Origin of the sequence: Burkholderia sp. MSMB1498 (assembly GCF_001526245.1) — a bacterium.
Classification (GTDB): domain Bacteria; phylum Pseudomonadota; class Gammaproteobacteria; order Burkholderiales; family Burkholderiaceae; genus Burkholderia; species Burkholderia savannae.
Map to the genome: position 1 here is coordinate 74230 of NZ_LOYJ01000053.1, position 16468 is coordinate 90697.

14 protein-coding genes are annotated in these 16468 nt (G+C 70.1%); 10 read left to right on the forward strand and 4 right to left on the reverse strand.

Annotated features, from left to right (window positions below; translation table 11 throughout):
- Positions 1-289: 289 nt before the first annotated feature.
- The 3 genes from WS91_RS37260 to WS91_RS09455 form a co-directional block, all read right to left on the reverse strand.
- A complete protein-coding gene (locus tag WS91_RS37260; protein WP_231752009.1) occupies positions 290-2986 on the reverse strand; it encodes a hypothetical protein in 2697 nt (898 codons plus the stop codon).
- A 722-nt stretch (positions 2987-3708) separates the two neighbouring features.
- On the reverse strand, positions 3709-4596 hold the full coding sequence (locus WS91_RS09450; RefSeq protein WP_059670171.1) for a tetratricopeptide repeat protein: 888 nt from the start codon (positions 4594-4596) through the stop codon (positions 3709-3711).
- Between the two features lie 553 nt (positions 4597-5149).
- The gene (locus WS91_RS09455; RefSeq protein ID WP_059670172.1) at positions 5150-7213 is read right to left on the reverse strand and encodes a bifunctional 2',3'-cyclic-nucleotide 2'-phosphodiesterase/3'-nucleotidase; all 2064 of its coding nucleotides are present in this window, start codon (positions 7211-7213) and stop codon (positions 5150-5152) included.
- 311 nt (positions 7214-7524) lie between these two features.
- Here WS91_RS09455 and WS91_RS09460 point away from each other — a divergent pair, with 311 nt between their 5' ends.
- The 7 genes from WS91_RS09460 (at position 7525) to WS91_RS09490 (ending at position 13430) form a co-directional block, all read left to right on the forward strand.
- Positions 7525-8649 (forward strand): MlaE family ABC transporter permease, encoded by a 1125-nt coding sequence (locus WS91_RS09460; RefSeq protein WP_038755306.1) that lies wholly within the window; start codon positions 7525-7527, stop codon positions 8647-8649.
- The gene (locus WS91_RS09465; protein WP_059670173.1) at positions 8646-9488 is read left to right on the forward strand and encodes an ABC transporter ATP-binding protein; all 843 of its coding nucleotides are present in this window, start codon (positions 8646-8648) and stop codon (positions 9486-9488) included. The genes WS91_RS09460 and WS91_RS09465 overlap by 4 nt, the downstream gene beginning before the upstream one ends.
- Positions 9489-9511: 23 nt before the next feature.
- Positions 9512-10441 carry an MlaD family protein gene (locus tag WS91_RS09470; protein WP_059644218.1) on the forward strand — a complete coding sequence of 310 codons (930 nt, stop codon included), beginning with the start codon at positions 9512-9514 and terminating at the stop codon, positions 10439-10441.
- Between the two features lie 18 nt (positions 10442-10459).
- Positions 10460-11098, forward strand: coding sequence for an ABC-type transport auxiliary lipoprotein family protein (locus tag WS91_RS09475; protein ID WP_038755310.1), 639 nt, complete (start codon positions 10460-10462; stop codon positions 11096-11098).
- Between the two features lie 31 nt (positions 11099-11129).
- Positions 11130-12341, forward strand: coding sequence for a VanZ family protein (locus tag WS91_RS09480; protein ID WP_197422229.1), 1212 nt, complete (start codon positions 11130-11132; stop codon positions 12339-12341).
- Positions 12342-12432: 91 nt separating this feature from the next.
- Positions 12433-12750, forward strand: coding sequence for a (2Fe-2S) ferredoxin domain-containing protein (locus WS91_RS09485; protein WP_038755308.1), 318 nt, complete (start codon positions 12433-12435; stop codon positions 12748-12750).
- Between the two features lie 35 nt (positions 12751-12785).
- Positions 12786-13430: an alpha/beta hydrolase gene (locus WS91_RS09490; RefSeq protein WP_038755302.1), complete on the forward strand. Its 645-nt coding sequence runs from the start codon at positions 12786-12788 to the stop codon at positions 13428-13430.
- A gap of 99 nt (positions 13431-13529) precedes the next feature.
- Here WS91_RS09490 and WS91_RS36755 read toward each other — a convergent pair whose 3' ends face one another.
- Positions 13530-13787 (reverse strand): hypothetical protein, encoded by a 258-nt coding sequence (locus WS91_RS36755; protein WP_226377160.1) that lies wholly within the window; start codon positions 13785-13787, stop codon positions 13530-13532.
- Positions 13788-13812: 25 nt separating this feature from the next.
- On the opposite strand from WS91_RS36755, the gene WS91_RS09500 reads away from it, so the two are divergent.
- From WS91_RS09500 to WS91_RS09510, 3 genes are all read left to right on the forward strand, one after another.
- Positions 13813-15123 carry a D-alanyl-D-alanine carboxypeptidase family protein gene (locus WS91_RS09500; RefSeq protein ID WP_038755301.1) on the forward strand — a complete coding sequence of 437 codons (1311 nt, stop codon included), beginning with the start codon at positions 13813-13815 and terminating at the stop codon, positions 15121-15123.
- 86 nt (positions 15124-15209) lie between these two features.
- Complete coding sequence (locus WS91_RS09505; RefSeq protein ID WP_059670196.1) at positions 15210-16121, forward strand: D-amino acid aminotransferase; 912 nt, start codon at positions 15210-15212, stop codon at positions 16119-16121.
- Positions 16122-16151: 30 nt separating this feature from the next.
- Positions 16152-16460 carry an HP0495 family protein gene (locus WS91_RS09510; protein ID WP_009893214.1) on the forward strand — a complete coding sequence of 103 codons (309 nt, stop codon included), beginning with the start codon at positions 16152-16154 and terminating at the stop codon, positions 16458-16460.
- Positions 16461-16468: the final 8 nt, after the last annotated feature.

The window sequence follows — 16468 nt, forward strand, 5'->3', positions numbered from 1 at the left end:
TTTGCGCCGATGATTCGGCGTCCGAGCGTCCGAGCGTCCGAACGATTCGGCGATTCGGGAACGCGGCGGCTCCGCGCTTCGGCGAAGTAGGCGGCGCGGCGCTTTGGCCCTCCGGCGCTCGGCCTCGCGCTCGCCGGCGCGCGCGATCTCGCGCCGCGCGACGACGGTATGCGCTGGCGCCAAACAGCCGCGCACGCGCCGCCGATCGGCGGCGCGGCCCGGCGCCGCGTTCGCGTGCCGGCCAGGTGCGTCGCGCGATGCGCCCGGCCGGCAACGGCGAAACGGCGCGTCAGACGATTCGCGGCTTGCCGTCCGACGTCAGCGCTTGCGCCTGGCGAGCGCCGGCGCGCGTCGCGGGATCGGGCCGCGGTGGGTCCTCCCGCAGCCTGTCGAGACGCTCCTCGATGTCGCCGTTGCGCAGCCTGTCGAGGCGCTCCTCGAGGTTGATGTCGCGCAGGTTGCCGTCGGCGCGCTGCAATTGCCGATTGAAGTTGTCGGCCCAGATCCGATGCGCGCGCTCGGCCGCGGCCCGCTCGATCCCCCGCCTCGCTTCCTGTTCAGCCTGCTGTCGCGCCGCCTGAGCAGCCTTTTCCTCGGCCGCGCGACGCGCGGCGTCGCGCGCAGCCGATTCGGCGCTTTCGCGCGCGCGACGCTCCGCTTCCTGCTCCGCCTTGCGCTGCGCCTCCCGCTCCGCCTGCTGCTGCGCGTCGCGCTGCGCAGCGCGCATCGCCGCGTCCTTCGCCGCGCGCTCGGCCTGCAGCGCCGCCTCGGTCTGCGCCTGTTTGCGCGCGACCTGCTCGGCCGCCGTTGCCGCCTGCGCCTTCACCTGCGACGACACCGCCTCGCCGACCCGATGCTCCGCGCCGGACGCCGCCTCGCGGCGCGCGTCGTGCAACGCGACGCCCGGCGCCGCCTGCCCGGCCTCGCGACGTGCGGCGAGATTCGAGAAGCTCTGTTGAATTCGCGCCATCTTGTCGACGAAGAAGCGATCGTTCATCACGTGGCGCACGAGCGCCTCGCTCGCGACGCGAATCGCCTTGTCCTTGTCGACGAGCCCGGAATAATCCTTCGCCCGTTCGACCGCGCGCATCACGATATCCTTCGCCTGGCTCGATTCGAGACACCGCTTCAGCGCATCGGCTTCCTCCGTCTTGTTCTCGACGAACACGCCGCTGTCGAGCATCGCGCGGATCAATTCGGCGCGCGTTTCGTGCCGCAATGCGTACTGCGCGCCGTCGAGCGCGCGTCGCGCGCTGTCCGTGACGTCCTCGAACGCGCGCGTCGCCTCCTTGAGCGCCTTCTTCTCGGCCTTGAGCGCCGTTTCGACCGTCGCCTTTTCCGACTTCGTCGCGCTCGCGCGCGGTTGCGCCTTGAGCTCGGCGAGCCGCTGCTCGAATTCGTCGACGCGCGCCCGTACCGCGCCGACGCTCGCGCGCGCCGCGTCGAGCCGCTGCGCGAAGCGCGCCTTGACGGAGTCGCCGCTCGCTTGCATACGCTGCCCGAACTGCTCGTGCAACGCGCGCAGCAGCGACAGATGCGCGTCGCCGAGGCTCGCCCGCATGTAGTCGGGCAGATTCAGGCCGTGCGATTTCAGGCGCTCGTTCAATTGCGACTGGAGCTGTTCCTGCGCGCGTTCGAGCATCGTCTGACGATGTTCTTCCGCGGCTTTGCGCTGCGCGATCTGCCAGGCCCGGAGCTTGATGTTTTCGAGCCGCGCCTTCACGCTGTCCTTCGACGCCGCGGCCGTTTCCGGCAACGGCTCCCGCAGGTGGCCGACCACTTCGTCGAACTGGTTCTTGATTTTGCCCGTCAGCTTGTCGAGCGCGGCTCGGTCGCCCGGCCGCGCTTGCGCGGCCTTGTCGTCGAGTTCCGCGAGCAACCCCTTCATCGATGCGAGCAGTTGCGGATGATTCACGCCGTGGTCGAGCACGGCCTTGTAATAGCCCGGCAGCCTGCCTTGCAGCAGCCGGCTCAGGCCCGACTTCTCGTGATCCGGCGAACGCAGCAGTTTCGCGACCTCCCGGGCGACCGCCTGACTGTCGCTGTCGGTCACGACCGCCTGCAGCAACTGCAGGTACGCGTCGTTCAGCTCGATTCCCGCGCCGCGCTCGGCCGAAGGCCGGTCGGTCAGACGGCGCGCCAACGCCGCGCCGATCTCGAATTCGCCGTACTGATTCTTTTGCGCGAGCCTGCGTAGCGCCGCGCCGCCCTGCGGATCGCGTGAACCGCCGAGCGCATCGATCAGCGCGCCCGCCAGACCGGTCACGGGCTGCGCCAGTTGACGCGCGCGCGCGTCGATGGCCGATTCGGCCGATGGGGCGGCGGCCGCGGCGCTCCCGGGCGCGGCGGCCTGCGCGGCGGCACGGAAATCGAGCGGCGTGAACGACGCCAGCAGTTTGTCCGCGAGACGCTCCCCTGACGCGTCCGACGCCTTGAACGGCTGGCTCGTCGGCAACGGCCGGTGCGCGGACGCCGTCGCCCCGGCATCCCCGGCTTCCGGCTGCGGCGCGCTTCGGTCGCCCGACGGCGCGCCGCCGTCGAGCTTCGCGCGCGGAATCTCGCCCGCCGCCTGCTTCGTCGCGCTCGCGTCGCCGGACGAGCCGGCCGCCTCGCGCAGGCTGTCGGACGCCTGCGTGTCCGTCGCGAGCTTGTCCGTCGCGCCGATCACGCCCGATGCGACCTTCGCCGGCGGCTGCGGAATCGCACCGGCGGCGCCGGCGACCGCGCTCGAGATCGCCGCGCCCGTCGCCGCCTGCTTGATGCGGTGATCGACGCGCTGCGTCGCGTCGGCCGCTTGCGCGACGCCTTCCGGCGGCGTTGTCGCGCCGGTCGCGACCGCGCGCGCGATCGCGCCCGTCGCGCGCCCGGTCTTCGCGTACTGCTTCCACGCGTCGAGCTTCTCGCCTTCGAGCAGCGCGAGCGAACCGTCGCCGTTCGCGTAGGCCGACCTGATGTCGGCCTCGCGCATGTGTCCGGACTGGATCATGAACCCGATCAGATTGCCGCCCCAGACTTTCGGCCGTCCGCCGAGATCCGTCGTGAAATAGTTGGTCTTGTAGTCGGCGTCCGGATAAAGCGTCCGATAGACCTTGTGCGCGAAGTAGTCGGTCGCGAACTCGTCGTAGTTCCAGTTGGAATTGATGCCGGCTTCCTTCGTCGTCTGCTGAAAGCCCGTGTGATCGTGCGAAGCTACGGCGCAGCAGGATCGGCAGGGATTCGTCGATCAGCAGACGGCAGAGGCCCTGCGAATCGAAGTGCAGGCCGGGCAGGCCGAGCCGCTGCGCGAGCTCGGCGAGCAGCGCGTCGGTCGCGCCGTCGTGCGGGGAGGGCGCGGACGCCGAGCGGATGCCCGGCGGGAGGTCGGAGAAACGGACGGTCATGAGTGTCGTGTGGAACAAGGGCTTCGCGTAAACGGGGTGGCTCGCCGGAAGGCAAGCGCGGCCGAAATGCGTGGTTCGGCCGCCATGCGTATTCGTACACGATCGTCTCGCGCGCCTCTTTTTGAATTCGTCGATCGCTTCGTTTTTTGGGGGGCGGAGTTCGCGCGGCGGGCAGCGCGATCGGCTGGGCGGAGGGGCGTAAAGCGCGCGTGCGCGCCTGCGTGTTTGCGCGTTCGTGTGTTCGCGTGGCGGCAGGCGCATCCGCCGCATCCGCGCGACGGCGGGTTCCCGTGGCCCGCCGCCGCGCCCGTTCAAGGCATTCGTTCGATCAAGGCGCGAGCGCCGGGTGCTTGAGCGCGTGCGCGGCCTCGATCCATTGCGCGTGGAACGCGTCGGGGTCGCGCGGCAGCCCGAGTTCGCCGTTGCGGTACGCGATCGCGAGCGTTTGCACCGCTTCCGGCAGCTCGCGGTCGGCGGCCTGCCGGTACAGCGCGAGCGCGCGCGCCTCGTCTCGGCGCACGCCGCTGCCGTCGCGGTACGCGTTCGCGAGCATGAATTGCGCGGCCGGTATGTCGTGGCGGGCCGAGAGCTCGAACCAGCGGGCCGCCTCGGCGGGATCGGCGGGCGTGCCGTAGCCGCTGCGGTAGATGAGGCCGACGTAGTACGCGGCGTTCGGATCGCCCACGGCGGCGAGCGGGCGCAGCATCGCAAGCGCGCGCGGGTAGTCGCGCGCGGCGCCGCCCGTGCCGAGCAGCCATGCCTTGCCGAGCGCGAGGCGCGCGTCGCGCACGCCGGCGCTCGTCGGCGCGCTGCCGAGCGGCGCCGCGCGCGCGGCCGTTTCGAGCCAGCGCATGCCTTCGTCGCGCAGCGCGAGATCGCGCGAGCCGACGAGCGCGAGGCCGAGCGCCGACTGCGCGTCGGCCGAGCCGCGCTGCGCGAGCGCGCGAAGGCGGCCGAGCGCGCGCGGCTCGGCCGCCTGTTCGACCATCGCGCGCCATTTGTCGAGCTGCGCGCGCGTGACGGACTGCGCGCCGGGCGCCGGATGCTCGAGCCGGTCCGCCACGGCGACGCCCGCCGCCAGCGCCGCCGCGACGGCGAGCATGCCGACGGGCGATAGCGTCGCGCGCAGCAGGCGCTGCCGCGGCGACGGGCGCGGCGCGTCACCGGGCGGCGTCGTGACGCGTGTCGAGATCAGGTTCTTGGTTGCATTCATCATCGAAGTGAGTCGGTTTCATGGTTGGCGAGCGGGGCAGCGCCCGGCGCTCCAGGGGCGCGCGGGGCGCGGGCGGTGTGGGCGCGGCGAGACGGAGCGAGCGAAGCGAGGGGGCGAAACGAGGGAGCAAAACGAGAGAGCAAAACGAGATGGCGAAGCGCATGCGGCGAGGCGGCCGGTTCGCACGCACCGGCGCATGGCGCGCATCGCTCGATGCGAACCGCATATCGCCATCGCATTTCTCATTTCGCATTCGCACTTCGCATTTACACTTTGAACCGCGAACCGCGAACCGCGAACCGCGAACCGCGAACCGCGAACCGCGAACCGCGAACCGCGAACCGCGAACCGCGAACCGCGAACCGCGAGCCGCGAGCCGCGAGCCGCGAGCCGCAAGCCGCAAGCCGCAAGCCGCAAGCCGCAAGCGGCAAGCGGCAAGCGGCAAGCGGCAAGCGGCAAGCCGCACGATTCGCGTGTCGCGGTCGCGCGAATCGCGGCCGCCGTCGGCTGCTTCGCGCCCGTCCCGGTCCGCGCCCGTCCCGCCCCTCGCGCTTCGTCATTGCGTCAGATCAATCTCGTAGGTCGCGAGTCCCTTGCCGGAGCCGTCGTCGGCCGCGATCTGCGTGATGCCCGCGACGCCTGCCGCGTTCGCGAGCGCGACGAGGTTCGGCGCCGACGCGAACTGCACGTGCGCGACCGACCCCGCGAGCTTCGTGAAGCGCCAGCTCCGCTGCATGCCGTCGGCCGCGCGCGTGAGCTGGCCGCGCTTCTTGATGTACGCGATCAGCACGTCGCGGTTCGCGTCGGGCGACGCGAAGATCGTCTTGCTGCCGTCGAGGCCCGGGAAGTTGCCGCCGCCGCTCGCGCGATAATTGTTCGTCGCGACGATGAACTGCGCGTTCGGATCGATCGGCGCGCCTTTGTAAGTCAGGTTCCTGATCCGGCTGCCCACCGCCTGCGTCACGTCGATCTCGTAGCGCAGATCGGCGGACGTGAACATGTCGAAGTTGTAGCCGGGGAAGCTGCTCACGAGCTTCTGCGCGGTCGCCTTCGTCGGATCGATCGTGTTGAAGCGCTTCGCCGCGGTCTCGAGCCAGTTCCTGATGTCGGCGCCGCTCACCTTCACCGCGTAGACGGTGTTCGGGTACAGATAGAGATCGGCCGCGTTGTTGATCGCGAGCGCGCCCGCCGCGACGTCGGTGAAGTCCGTGCCGCCGCCGAAGCCGCTCTTGAACGGCGCGCTCACCGACAGCACCGGCAGCGACGCGTACTGCGGCAGGTTCGCCGCGACGTAGCTCGCGACGTAGTCGGCCTGCGCCTCGTTGACGATCTGGATCGCGCCCGGGTCGCCGACGTCCGCGAAATAGCTGGTCATCCGGTAGTCGGTGCCGCCGATCGGCGTCTTCACGTAATCGATCGTCGCCTGATGCTCGGCCGCGATCGCCGCGGCGACGGACGGGTCCGCGTCGACATAGCTCTTGTCCGGATTCTGGATCGAGCGCGCCTCGACGGTCGTCTGCGATGGGTCGACGCTCCACTTCTTGCCGTCGAATGCGAGGCCGAGCTTGATCACGCCGAGATGCTTGCCCCAGTAGTTCGCCATCACGGTGGGCACGCCGTTGACCGTGCCCTTCGCCTTGTCGACGCCCGGCAGGTTGAACTGCGCGATCGTGCTCGCCGCGTCCGGGAACACCTGGTGGGAGTGGCCGATCAGCATCGCGTCGATGCCGGGCACGGTGGACAGCCACCAGCTGCCGTTTTCCATCGTCGGCGAATACGGCGAGTTGTCGAGGCCGCCGTGCGAGATCGCGACGACGAGGTCCGCGCCCTTCGCGCGCATTTCGGGGATGTACTTCTCGGCCGCTTCCTTCAGGCCCGTCGTGTAGACCTTGCCGTCGAGCCAGCGCTTGTCCCAGCTCATGATCGCGGGCGGCGTGAAGCCGATGATGCCGATCTTCACGGGCGCCGTGATCGCGCGGCCGTCCGGCGCCGTCGCGGCGACGGTCTTCGTGAGGATCGCGTACGGCGTGAAGAGCGGCGCGTTCGTCTTCGCGCTGATCACGTTCGCGAGCACCTGCGGGAAGTTCGGGCCCGCGCATTTCTTCTGCTGCGCCGGGTCGGGCAGGCCGTCGACGGCGAACGTGTTGCCCGTCACCTGCGACAGGTACGGCAGCCCGTAGTTGAATTCGTGATTGCCGATGCCGCCGCCGTCGAATTTCGCCGCGTTCATCACCTTGTAGATCGCGAGCGCGCTGTCGCACGGCACGGGTTTCACGAGCGCCTGATAATCGGCGAGCGCCGTGCCCTGGATCGTGTCGCCGTTGTCGAGGAGGAGCGTGTTCGGATACTGCGCGCGCGCCTGCGCGATCAGCGTCGCGACGCGTTCGAAGCCGAGCGACTTGTCGGCGGCGAGCTTGAAGTAATCGTACGACAGCACGTTCGTGTGCAGATCGGTCGTCTCGAGCACGGCGAGCGTGGCCTTCGCGCCGGCGGGCGTGGGCGCGCCGGACGAGGCGGGCGGCGTCGAATCGACGTCATCGTTGCAGCCGGCGACGAGCGCCGCGCATGCGACGAGGGCGGCGGCCGAGAGCCGCCGGCGAAAACGCGAGGGGAAGGGCATCGGGATTGTTCCTGTTCTGTTTCCGTTGAGCCGGGGATGGCGTGAGCGGCGCATGCGCCGGCGGCCTGGCATCCAGCGCGTGAGAGTATCGAAAGGAAACGTGACCGAAGAATGAAAGCGCTTGGACGGCCAACCGGAAGGCGCGCGGAAAGCATACCGGAAGCTTGCGCGGCGCGGGAGCGGCCGGCGCGGGCCGCGCGCCGCGTGCGCGCGCGACGCCCGGCCGCGCCGCGCGCGCGGGCGAAACGAGACTTCGCGCGGCGAAGCGGTTCGCTACAATGGCCTCTGTCACCGTTTTGCGAAATCGCCCTTTGGACTTCCAGACACCTCCCGGCCTGTCGGTCGATGCCGGCAGCCAAGGTTCGACCGTGCGCCTGTCCGGCCAGTGGACGGCGCTCGCGCTCGCGCGCGACCGCGGCAACGTCGCGCGCCGCATCGCACGGCTCGCGAAGGAGCCGGTCGGCGCGTGGGATCTGTCCGGCGTCGACCGGCTCGACCACGTCGGCGGCCAGGCGCTCTGGCGCGTGTGGGGCCGCAAGCTGCCCGCCGGGATCGCGCTCACCGACAATCAGCGGACCGTGTTCGAGCGCATCGAACGGCTCGACGAGAGCCGCGAGGCGCCCGAGCCCGTCGTGCGGATCGATCCGGTCACGCGCTTCGGCCAGGGCCTCTTCACGTTCGGCGAACACCTGTACGGCGGCATCGCGCTGCTCGGCGGCCTGATCGTCGATCTGCTGTCGGTGCTGCGCCGGCCGCGCACGATGCCGTGGACCGAGATCTCCGCGAACGTCTACGCGGCGGGCGCGAAGGCGCTGCCGATCACGGCGCTCGTCGCGTTCCTGATCGGCATCGTGCTGTCGTATCTGTCCGCGCAGCAGCTGCAGCTCTTCGGCGCGAACCGCTACATCGTCAACATCCTCGGCCTCTCGGTGATTCGCGAGCTCGGGCCGGTGCTGTCGGCGATCCTCGTCGCGGGCCGCTCGGGCTCCGCGATCACCGCGCAGATCGGCGTGATGCGCGTGACGGAGGAGCTCGACGCGATGCGCGTGATGGGCATTCCGCACGGCCTGCGGATCACGCTGCCGCGCGTGCTCGCGCTCGGCGTCGCGATGCCGCTGCTCGTGATGTGGACCAACATCATCGCGCTCGCGGGCGGCGCGCTCGCCGCGAAGTTCGTGCTCGGCATCGACCTGAACTTCTTCGTGCGCTCGCTGCCGTCCGTCGTGCCGATCGCGAACGTGTTCATCGGGCTCGGCAAGGGCGTCGTGTTCGGGATGCTGATCGCGCTCGTCGCGTGCCACTTCGGCTTCCGGATCAAGGCGAATTCGCAGAGCCTCGGCGAAGGGACGACGACTTCCGTCGTCACGTCGATCACGGTCGTGATCCTCGCCGATGCGGTGTTCGCGATCCTCTTCCAGAACGTGGGGCTCGGATGAACACGCGCGACGACGATTTCGTGATCGAGGTGCGCGACCTGACGAAGCGCTACGGGCGCAACGTCGTCCACGAGCATCTGGATTTCGACGTGCGCGCGGGCGAGATCGTGTCGATCGTCGGCGGCTCGGGCTCGGGCAAGACGACGCTCGTGCGGCAGATCCTCGGCCTCGAGCGGCCGAGCTCCGGCACGATCGAGGTGTTCGGCCAGGACACGTCGAAGATCGACGCCGACACCGCGCGCGTGATGCGCAGCCGCTCGGGCATGCTGTTCCAGCACGGCGCGCTGTTCTCGTCGCTGACCGTGTTCGACAACGTCGCGCAGCCGCTGCGCGAGCTCGGCCGCGTGCCGGAGGATCTGCTGCACGACATCGTGATGCTCAAGCTCGAGATGGTCGGGCTGCCGTGCAAGCACGCGTCGAAGATGCCGGCCGCGCTGTCGGGCGGGATGGTCAAGCGGGTCGGGATCGCGCGCGCGATCGCGCTCGAGCCCGAGCTGCTGTTCCTCGACGAGCCGACGGCGGGGCTCGATCCCGGCGCGTCCGACGAGTTCGTCGAGCTGATCGCGACGCTGCATCGCACGCTCGGCCTGACCGTCGTGATGGTCACGCACGATCTCGATACGATGGTCGCGCTGTCGACGCGCGTCGCGGTGATCGCGGAGCGCAAGGTGCTCGTCGCCGCGCCCGTCGAAGACGCGGCGGGCGTCGATCATCCGTTCATCCGCGAATACTTTCTCGGCCGGCGCGGACGCCGCGCGCTGCAGGCGCTGCCGCCCGCGCGGCGCGCGCGCCTGCCGAAGGCGGCGCTCGAACCGGCGCCTTCGGACGCCGAGCTTTAGTACGAACACGAGGGAACCCCAGCATGGAAAACAAATCACACGCGTTCTGGGCCGGCCTCTTCACGATCGGGCTGCTGCTCGCGATCGTCGGGGCGGTCTATTGGTTCAACGTCGATCGGACGGTGCGCGTGCCTTACGATCTCGTGTCGCGCTCGAGCGTGACCGGGCTCTTTCCCGACGCGGCCGTCCGCTATCGCGGGCTCGACGTCGGCAAGGTGCAGTCGATCAACTTCGACCGCGGGCATCCGGGCGAGATCGTGATCCGCATTCTCGTCGACACGAACGCGCCGATCACGCGCTCGACGTTCGGCAGCCTCGGCTTCCAGGGCGTGACGGGCATCGCGTTCGTGCAGCTCGACGACACGGGCGCCGATCAGGCGCCGCTGCCGACGTCGGCGAAGACGGTCGCGCAGATTCCGATGCGCCCGAGTCTGTTCGACCAGCTCCAGCAGCGCGGCGACGTGCTGCTCAAGCAGATGGAGATCGCCGCGAAGAGCGTCAACGAGATGCTGTCGCCCGAGATGCGCGACCAGTTGAAGGCGACCGCGGCGAGCATGCAGCACGCGGCCGACGGCGTCACCCAATTGTCGAAGCAGGTCGAGCCCGCGCTCGCGCAAATGCCGCAGACGATGGCGCACGTGAACCACGCGCTCGAATCGGCGAACGCGCTCGTCGCGCCGGGCGGGCCGCTCGTCGCGAACCTGAACCGCGCGGGGCAGGCGCTCGTGTCGATGAACGACACGCTCGCCGAGCTGAGCGCGCGCGTGCGCTACGACACGCTGCCGCGCTTCAACGCGCTCGCGACGAACGTCGGCGACGCATCGCGCACGCTGAAGGATGTCGCGGGCGACGTCGGCCGCAATCCGCGCAGCCTGCTGTTCGGCACGCCGGCGGCCGAGCCCGGTCCGGGCGAGTCGGGATTCATGTGGCCGGGCGCCGCGCCCGCCCAGTAAGTTTTCTTGGAATTCGCGATGCACGCACACTACACGTCAGGTTTTTTCCTCCGCCGCGGCCGCCCGGCGCTCGCGCTCGCCGCGGCGCTCGCGATCGCGAGCCTGAGCGGCTGCGCGGGAACGCCCGCCGCGCTCTCGAACATCCGCTACGATCTCGGTCCGGCGCAGCCGGCCGCGACGGCGGGCACGGCGCCCGCGCTCAAGGTGCTCGACGTGAGCGCGCCCGACGCGCTCAACTCGGAGCGCTTCGTCTATCGGCTCGCGTATTCGGACGCGCAGCGGATCGCCGTCTACCGCGACAGCAAATGGACGGCGCCGCCCGCGCAACTGCTGACGCAGCGGCTGCGCGGCGCGCTGTCGCGGCGCGGCGCGGTGCTCGAGGGCGAGGACAGCGTGCGCGCGCCCGTGCTGAAGGTCGAGCTGTCCGAGTTCGAGCAGGTGTTCGACGGCCGCTCGGAGAGCCACGCGGCCGTCACCGCGCGCGCGACGCTCACGCAGGAAGGCAGGGTGCTCGGCCAGCGCACGTTCGTGTCGCGCGCGCCGGCGAGCACGCCGGATGCGGCGGGCGGCGCGCAGGCGCTTGCCGCGGCGAGCGACGATCTCGTCGCGCAGCTCGTCGCGTGGCTCGGCGTCCAGGCGTACGCCGCCGCGCCATGAACGCCGCCGCGCACGCCGCGCTTGCCGCGCCGTGCGCGGCGCCGCCGAGATGACCCCCGCCGCGCGCCGGCAGCGCCGCCATTCGACGCTCGCGCGTCAGGCGTTCGCCGTCTACGCGGCGCTCGTCGTCTATGCGTCGCTCTATCCGTTCACGGGCTGGCGCTCGCTCGGCATCGGCCCGTTCGACTATCTGCTCGCGCCGCTGCCGCGCTATCTGACCGCGTTCGACGTCGTCACCAACGTGATCGGCTATCTGCCGTTCGGCGCGCTCGCGGTGCTCGCGCTCTATCCGCTGCGCGGCGTGCCGGCCGTGCTCGTCGCGATGCTGTCGGGCGCGCTGCTGTCGGGCGCGATGGAGGCGTTGCAGACCTATCTGCCGACGCGCGTGTCGTCGAACCTCGATCTCGCGGCGAATGCGCTCGGCGCGCTCGTCGGCGCGGCGGCGGCCGCGCCCGCCGCGACCGCGCTGATCGAGCGCGGCGCCGTGCGGCGCGTGCGCTTCGCGTGGTTCGAGCGCGATGCGTCGACGCCGCTCTTTCTCGCCGCGCTGTGGGCAGGCGCGATCCTGTTTCCGTCGCCGTTCCTGTTCGGCATCGGCGATTGGCCGAGCGAGCTCTGGGAGAGCGCCGACGTGTCGATGCGCAGCGCGCTCCTCGCATGGGCGCCGAACGCTTGGAACGTGCCCGCGTGGCCGGACCGGCTCGACGGCCTGCTGTCCGATTCCGCGTGGGAAACGCTGCTCGCCGCGCTCGGCCTGTTCGCGTCGCTCGCGGTTGCGTCGCTCGCGATGCGCGAGCGCGCGCCGCGCGTGCGGCTCGTCGTCGGCTTCACCGCGTTCGCGCTCGCGCTGAAGGCGGCCGCGACCTTCATGCAGTCGCACACGGGCCTCGTGTTCGACTGGGCGAGCCCCGGCGCGCTGCGCGGCATCGCGGCGGGGCTCGCCGCCGCGCTCGTCGCGCTGCGGCTGCCGGGCGCGTGGCGCGCGTCGCTCGCCGCGGCGGCGCTCGCCGTCGCGCTCGCGCTCGTCAACGTGCTGCCCGTCAATCCGTTCTTCGATTTCGCGCTGTCCGGCTGGCAGCAGGGCCGCTACGTGCACTTCAACAGCATCGCGCGCTGGCTCGCGTGGATTTGGCCCTATGCGGCGCTCGTCTGGCTCGCCGGCCGCGCGGAACGCGCGTGGCTCGCGAGGCGCGCGTCGCGCGCCGCGCGCGGCGTCAGCGGCAAACGGCGCCGGTCGCTATAATCGGCCACGACTCGCCTGCCGAATCCGTCCGATCGCTTCTGTCCGATAACGCCGGTCGCTCACGCGGCGCCCGCACGCAATGAGCCACATCATGGAACCCTACTACCAACACCACGTCTTCTTCTGCCTGAACCAGCGCGAAAAGGGCGCCGAGCGCCCGAGCTGCGCGAACTGCGGCGCGCAGGACATGCAGGAGTACGCGAAGAAGCGCGTCAAGGAGCTCGGCCTCGCGGGCGCGGGCAAGGTGCGCGTCAACAAGGCGGGCTGCCTCGACCGCTGCGAGGAAGGCCCCGTCATCGTCGTCTATCCGGAGGGCACCTGGTACACGTACGTCGACAAGAACGACATCGACGAGATCGTCGAATCGCATCTGCGCGACGGCCAGGTCGTCGAGCGCCTGAGAATCTGAGCCCCGTTTTTTCGAATCGCCCCGCACGCAGCAGCATGAACGCCTACACCCAGAAATCCCTGATCGCCGGCCCCGTCGGCCACATCGAGATCGCGATCGACCTGCCCGACGCCGTGCGCGACGGCTCGGCCGCGCCCCGCGGGATCGCGCTCGTCGCGCATCCGCATCCGCTCTTCGGCGGCACGATGGACAACAAGGTCGCGCAGACGCTCGCGCGCATCTTCGTCCAGTTGAACTACGCGGTGATCCGCTCGAATTTTCGCGGCGTCGGCGCGACGCAAGGCGAGCACGACGACGGCGTCGGCGAAGTCGACGATCTGCTCGCGGTGCTCGCGCACATGCGCGCGCTGCCCGGGCACGCGGATCTGCCGATCGTGCTCGCGGGCTTCTCGTTCGGCACGTTCGTGCTGTCGCACGTCGGCAAGCGGCTGCGCGACGCCGGACAGGCGATCGAGCGGATGGTGTTCGTCGGCACGGCGGCGAGCCGCTGGCAGGTCGCCGACGTGCCGGAGGATACGATCGTGATCCACGGCGAGAACGACGACACGGTGCCGATCGCGTCGGTCTATGATTGGGCGCGGCCGCAGGAGCTGCCCGTCGTCGTGATTCCGGGCGCCGAGCATTTCTTCCATCGCAAGCTGCATATCCTGAAGCGCGTCGTCGTCGGCGCGTGGCGCTGACGCTGACGCTGACGCGCGCCGCGATCGGCGCTCGCGCCGGCGGCGATCGCCCGTCAGCCGGCCGGCGCTCGCCCGATAGGCCGGCCCGGCGCAACCGCATCACACCGCCCGCCGCGCGGCAAGCTCCCCAATCCCGAAAAGCGCCGCGGCGAACTTCCGTATAATGGCCGGGTTTTGCGTCGGCCCGTCCGCACGGACGTCCGATGCGCCGTGCAGGCCGCCGCGCCGCTTTTCGCTCTGCGAACCGATTGCGCCGCCGCCTGTCCAATCGGCGCGTTTCGCGAGCCTTCCTTCCCAGAAATGCCGCAGGAACGCCGCCGCCCGGCCTTTCAACCGCGCGCCCCGTGCGCGCTGCACATTTCTGCCATCAGCCTGAATCGATATGCGTCTGTCTTCCCTCGGCCTCACGTCACTCGCTTCCTCCACCGCCATTGCCGTCGCCGCGCGTAACGTCGCGCTCGGCGTCGTGCTGCCCGCCGCGCTCGTGTCGACGATCGCCGTCGCGCAGGCCAAGCCCGCCGCGAAGGCGAAGCACGCGGCCGCCGCGCCCGCCGCCGCGCCGACGGGCGCGCCCGCCACGTACGTGCCGGGCGCGGTGCCGCCGCCCGGCGTGAACGCGCGCTCGTGGGTGCTCGTCGACGCGTCGAGCAATCAGGTGCTCGCATCGGGCAACGCCGACGAGCGCGTCGAGCCGGCGTCGCTCACCAAGCTGATGACGGCGTACCTCGTGTTCGAGGCGCTCGACGCGAAGAAGATCACGATGGAGCAGATCGTCACGCCGAGCGAGGCGGTGCGCCGCGTCGGCCGCGACGAGTCGCGGATGTTCATCGAGGCGAACAAGCCCGTCAGCGTGCACGACCTCGTCTACGGGATGATCATCCAGTCGGGCAACGACGCCGCGATCGCGCTCGCCGAGCTCGTCGGCGGCAGCGAGGCGCAGTTCGTCAACATGATGAACGCCGAGGCGCAGCGCCTCGGGATGGCGAACACGCACTTCGCCGACGTGAACGGGATGCCCGACCCGAACCACTACACGACGGCGGGCGACCTCGCGAAGCTGTCGACGCACCTGATCCGCGATTATCCCGACTACTACAGCATCTTCTCGGTGAAGGAATTCGCGTACAACAACATCAAGCAGCCGAACCGCAACCGCCTGCTGTGGCTCGATCCGACCGTCGACGGCCTGAAGACCGGCCACACGCAGGCGGCGGGCTACTGCCTGATCGCGTCGGCGAAGCGCTCGCTGCCGGGCGCGGCCGACGCGACGCGCCGCCTCGTCACCGTGATGATGGGCGAGACGAAGGAAAGCGACCGCGTGCAGGACAGCATGAAGATGCTGAACTACGGCTACACCGCGTTCGATTCGGTGCGCCTGTACAAGGCCGGCCAGCCGATCGACACGCCGCGCGTCTACAAGGGCAAGAGCAACAACGTGCAGGTCGGCGTGAAGAAGGATCAGTTCATCACCGTGCCGCGCGGCCTGGCGGACAAGGTGAAGCCGGAAGTCGCGCTGAACGCGCCGCTCATCGCGCCGCTCGCGGACGGCCAGGCGGTCGGCTCGGTGAAGCTCGTCGCCGACGGCAAGACGGTCGCGGAATTCCCGGTCGTCGCGCTGCAGCCGGTGCCGGAAGCGGGCCTCTTCGGCCGCATCTGGGATTCGATCCTGCTGATGTTCAGCAAAAAGAAGTAAGCTGTCCGCATGCCTGCGGGCCGGGGCGAACCCGGCCCGCAGGCAACCCTTGCCCTTCGTCACGATTTCCACCGCCGTTGAACGTCATGAGTCAAGCCGACATCGAACCGATCGTCTATCTGAGCATCGCATCACAGGAAGCGCTGGTGCCGCTCGCCGAAGCGCGCGTGCCGGTGCTCGACCGCGGCTTCATCTTCGGCGATGGCGTGTACGAAGTCGTGCCGATCTACGCGGACGGCGCGCGCCGCGCGCCGTTCCGGATCGCGCAGCATCTCGCGCGGCTCGCGCGCAGCCTGAAGAAGATCGGCATCGCCGATCCGCACGACGAGGCGGGCTGGCGCGCGCTCGTCGCGCAGCTCGTCGACGCGAACGCGGCGGCGCTCGGCGACGGCCAGCACGCGATCGTCTACATTCAGGTGACGCGCGGCGTCGCGAAGCGCGGCCACGCGTTTCCGGCGAACGCGGTGCCGACGGTGTTCGCGATGGTGAGCCCGCTCGCGCTGCCGACCGACGCGCAGCGCGCGCAGGGCGTGCGCTGCGTGACGGCCGAGGACCGCCGGTGGCTGCATTGCGACATCAAATCGGTGTCGCTGCTCGGCAACGTGCTGATGGCGCAGCATGCGGCCGAGCGCGACGCAGTCGAGACGATCCAGCTGCGCGACGGCAACGTGACGGAAGGCTCGTCGTCGAACGTGTGGATCGTGAAGAACGGCGAGCTGATCGCGCCGCCGCGCAGCAACAAGATCCTCGAAGGGATTCGCTACTCGCTCGTCGAGGAGCTCGCCGACGAATGCGGGATACGCTTCGTCGCGCGCGACATCAACGAGGCGGAGCTGCGCGCGGCCGACGAGATCCTGCTCACGTCGGCGACGAAGGAAATCCTGCCCGTGACCCTGCTCGACGATCTGCCCGTGCAGGGTGGCCAGCCGGGGCCGGTGTTCGAGGCGCTGTACGCCGCGTACCAGCGCGCGAAGGCGCGCGAGATGGAAAGCGTCTGAGCGGGCCGCCGCCGACGCGTGGAGAACGACATGACCGAACCGAACAAGACCGTCGAGCTGACGGGCGAAATCGCGACGCCCAAGGAAACGCTGCTCGAATTTCCGTGCGACTTCCCGATCAAGGTGATGGGCCGCGCGCATCCGGAGTTCAAGGACACGATCTTCAAGGTCGTGAGCGTCCACGATAACGAGATCGATCTCGAGAAGATCGAGGAGCGCGCGTCGAGCGGCGGCAACTACACGGGCCTCACGATCACCGTGCGCGCGACGAGCCAGGAGCAGCTCGACAACATCTACCGCGCGCTGACGGGCCACCCGATGGTGAAGGTCGTCCTGTGACGGCCGGC

Excerpts from the sequence above, each read along its gene's own strand:
- WS91_RS09470 (WP_059644218.1), top strand. The coding sequence starts at position 9,512 with ATGGAAAACAAATCACACGCGTTCTGGGCCGGCCTCTTCACGATCGGG.
- WS91_RS09500 (WP_038755301.1), top strand. The coding sequence starts at position 13,813 with ATGCGTCTGTCTTCCCTCGGCCTCACGTCACTCGCTTCCTCCACCGCC.
- WS91_RS09465 (WP_059670173.1), top strand. The coding sequence starts at position 8,646 with ATGAACACGCGCGACGACGATTTCGTGATCGAGGTGCGCGACCTGACG.
- WS91_RS09475 (WP_038755310.1), top strand. The coding sequence starts at position 10,460 with ATGCACGCACACTACACGTCAGGTTTTTTCCTCCGCCGCGGCCGCCCG.
- WS91_RS09505 (WP_059670196.1), top strand. The coding sequence starts at position 15,210 with ATGAGTCAAGCCGACATCGAACCGATCGTCTATCTGAGCATCGCATCA.
- WS91_RS09490 (WP_038755302.1), top strand. The coding sequence starts at position 12,786 with ATGAACGCCTACACCCAGAAATCCCTGATCGCCGGCCCCGTCGGCCAC.
- WS91_RS37260 (WP_231752009.1), bottom strand. The coding sequence starts at position 2,986 with ATGATCCAGTCCGGACACATGCGCGAGGCCGACATCAGGTCGGCCTAC.
- WS91_RS09485 (WP_038755308.1), top strand. The coding sequence starts at position 12,433 with ATGGAACCCTACTACCAACACCACGTCTTCTTCTGCCTGAACCAGCGC.
- WS91_RS09450 (WP_059670171.1), bottom strand. The coding sequence starts at position 4,596 with ATGATGAATGCAACCAAGAACCTGATCTCGACACGCGTCACGACGCCG.
- WS91_RS09510 (WP_009893214.1), top strand. The coding sequence starts at position 16,152 with ATGACCGAACCGAACAAGACCGTCGAGCTGACGGGCGAAATCGCGACG.
- WS91_RS09455 (WP_059670172.1), bottom strand. The coding sequence starts at position 7,213 with ATGCCCTTCCCCTCGCGTTTTCGCCGGCGGCTCTCGGCCGCCGCCCTC.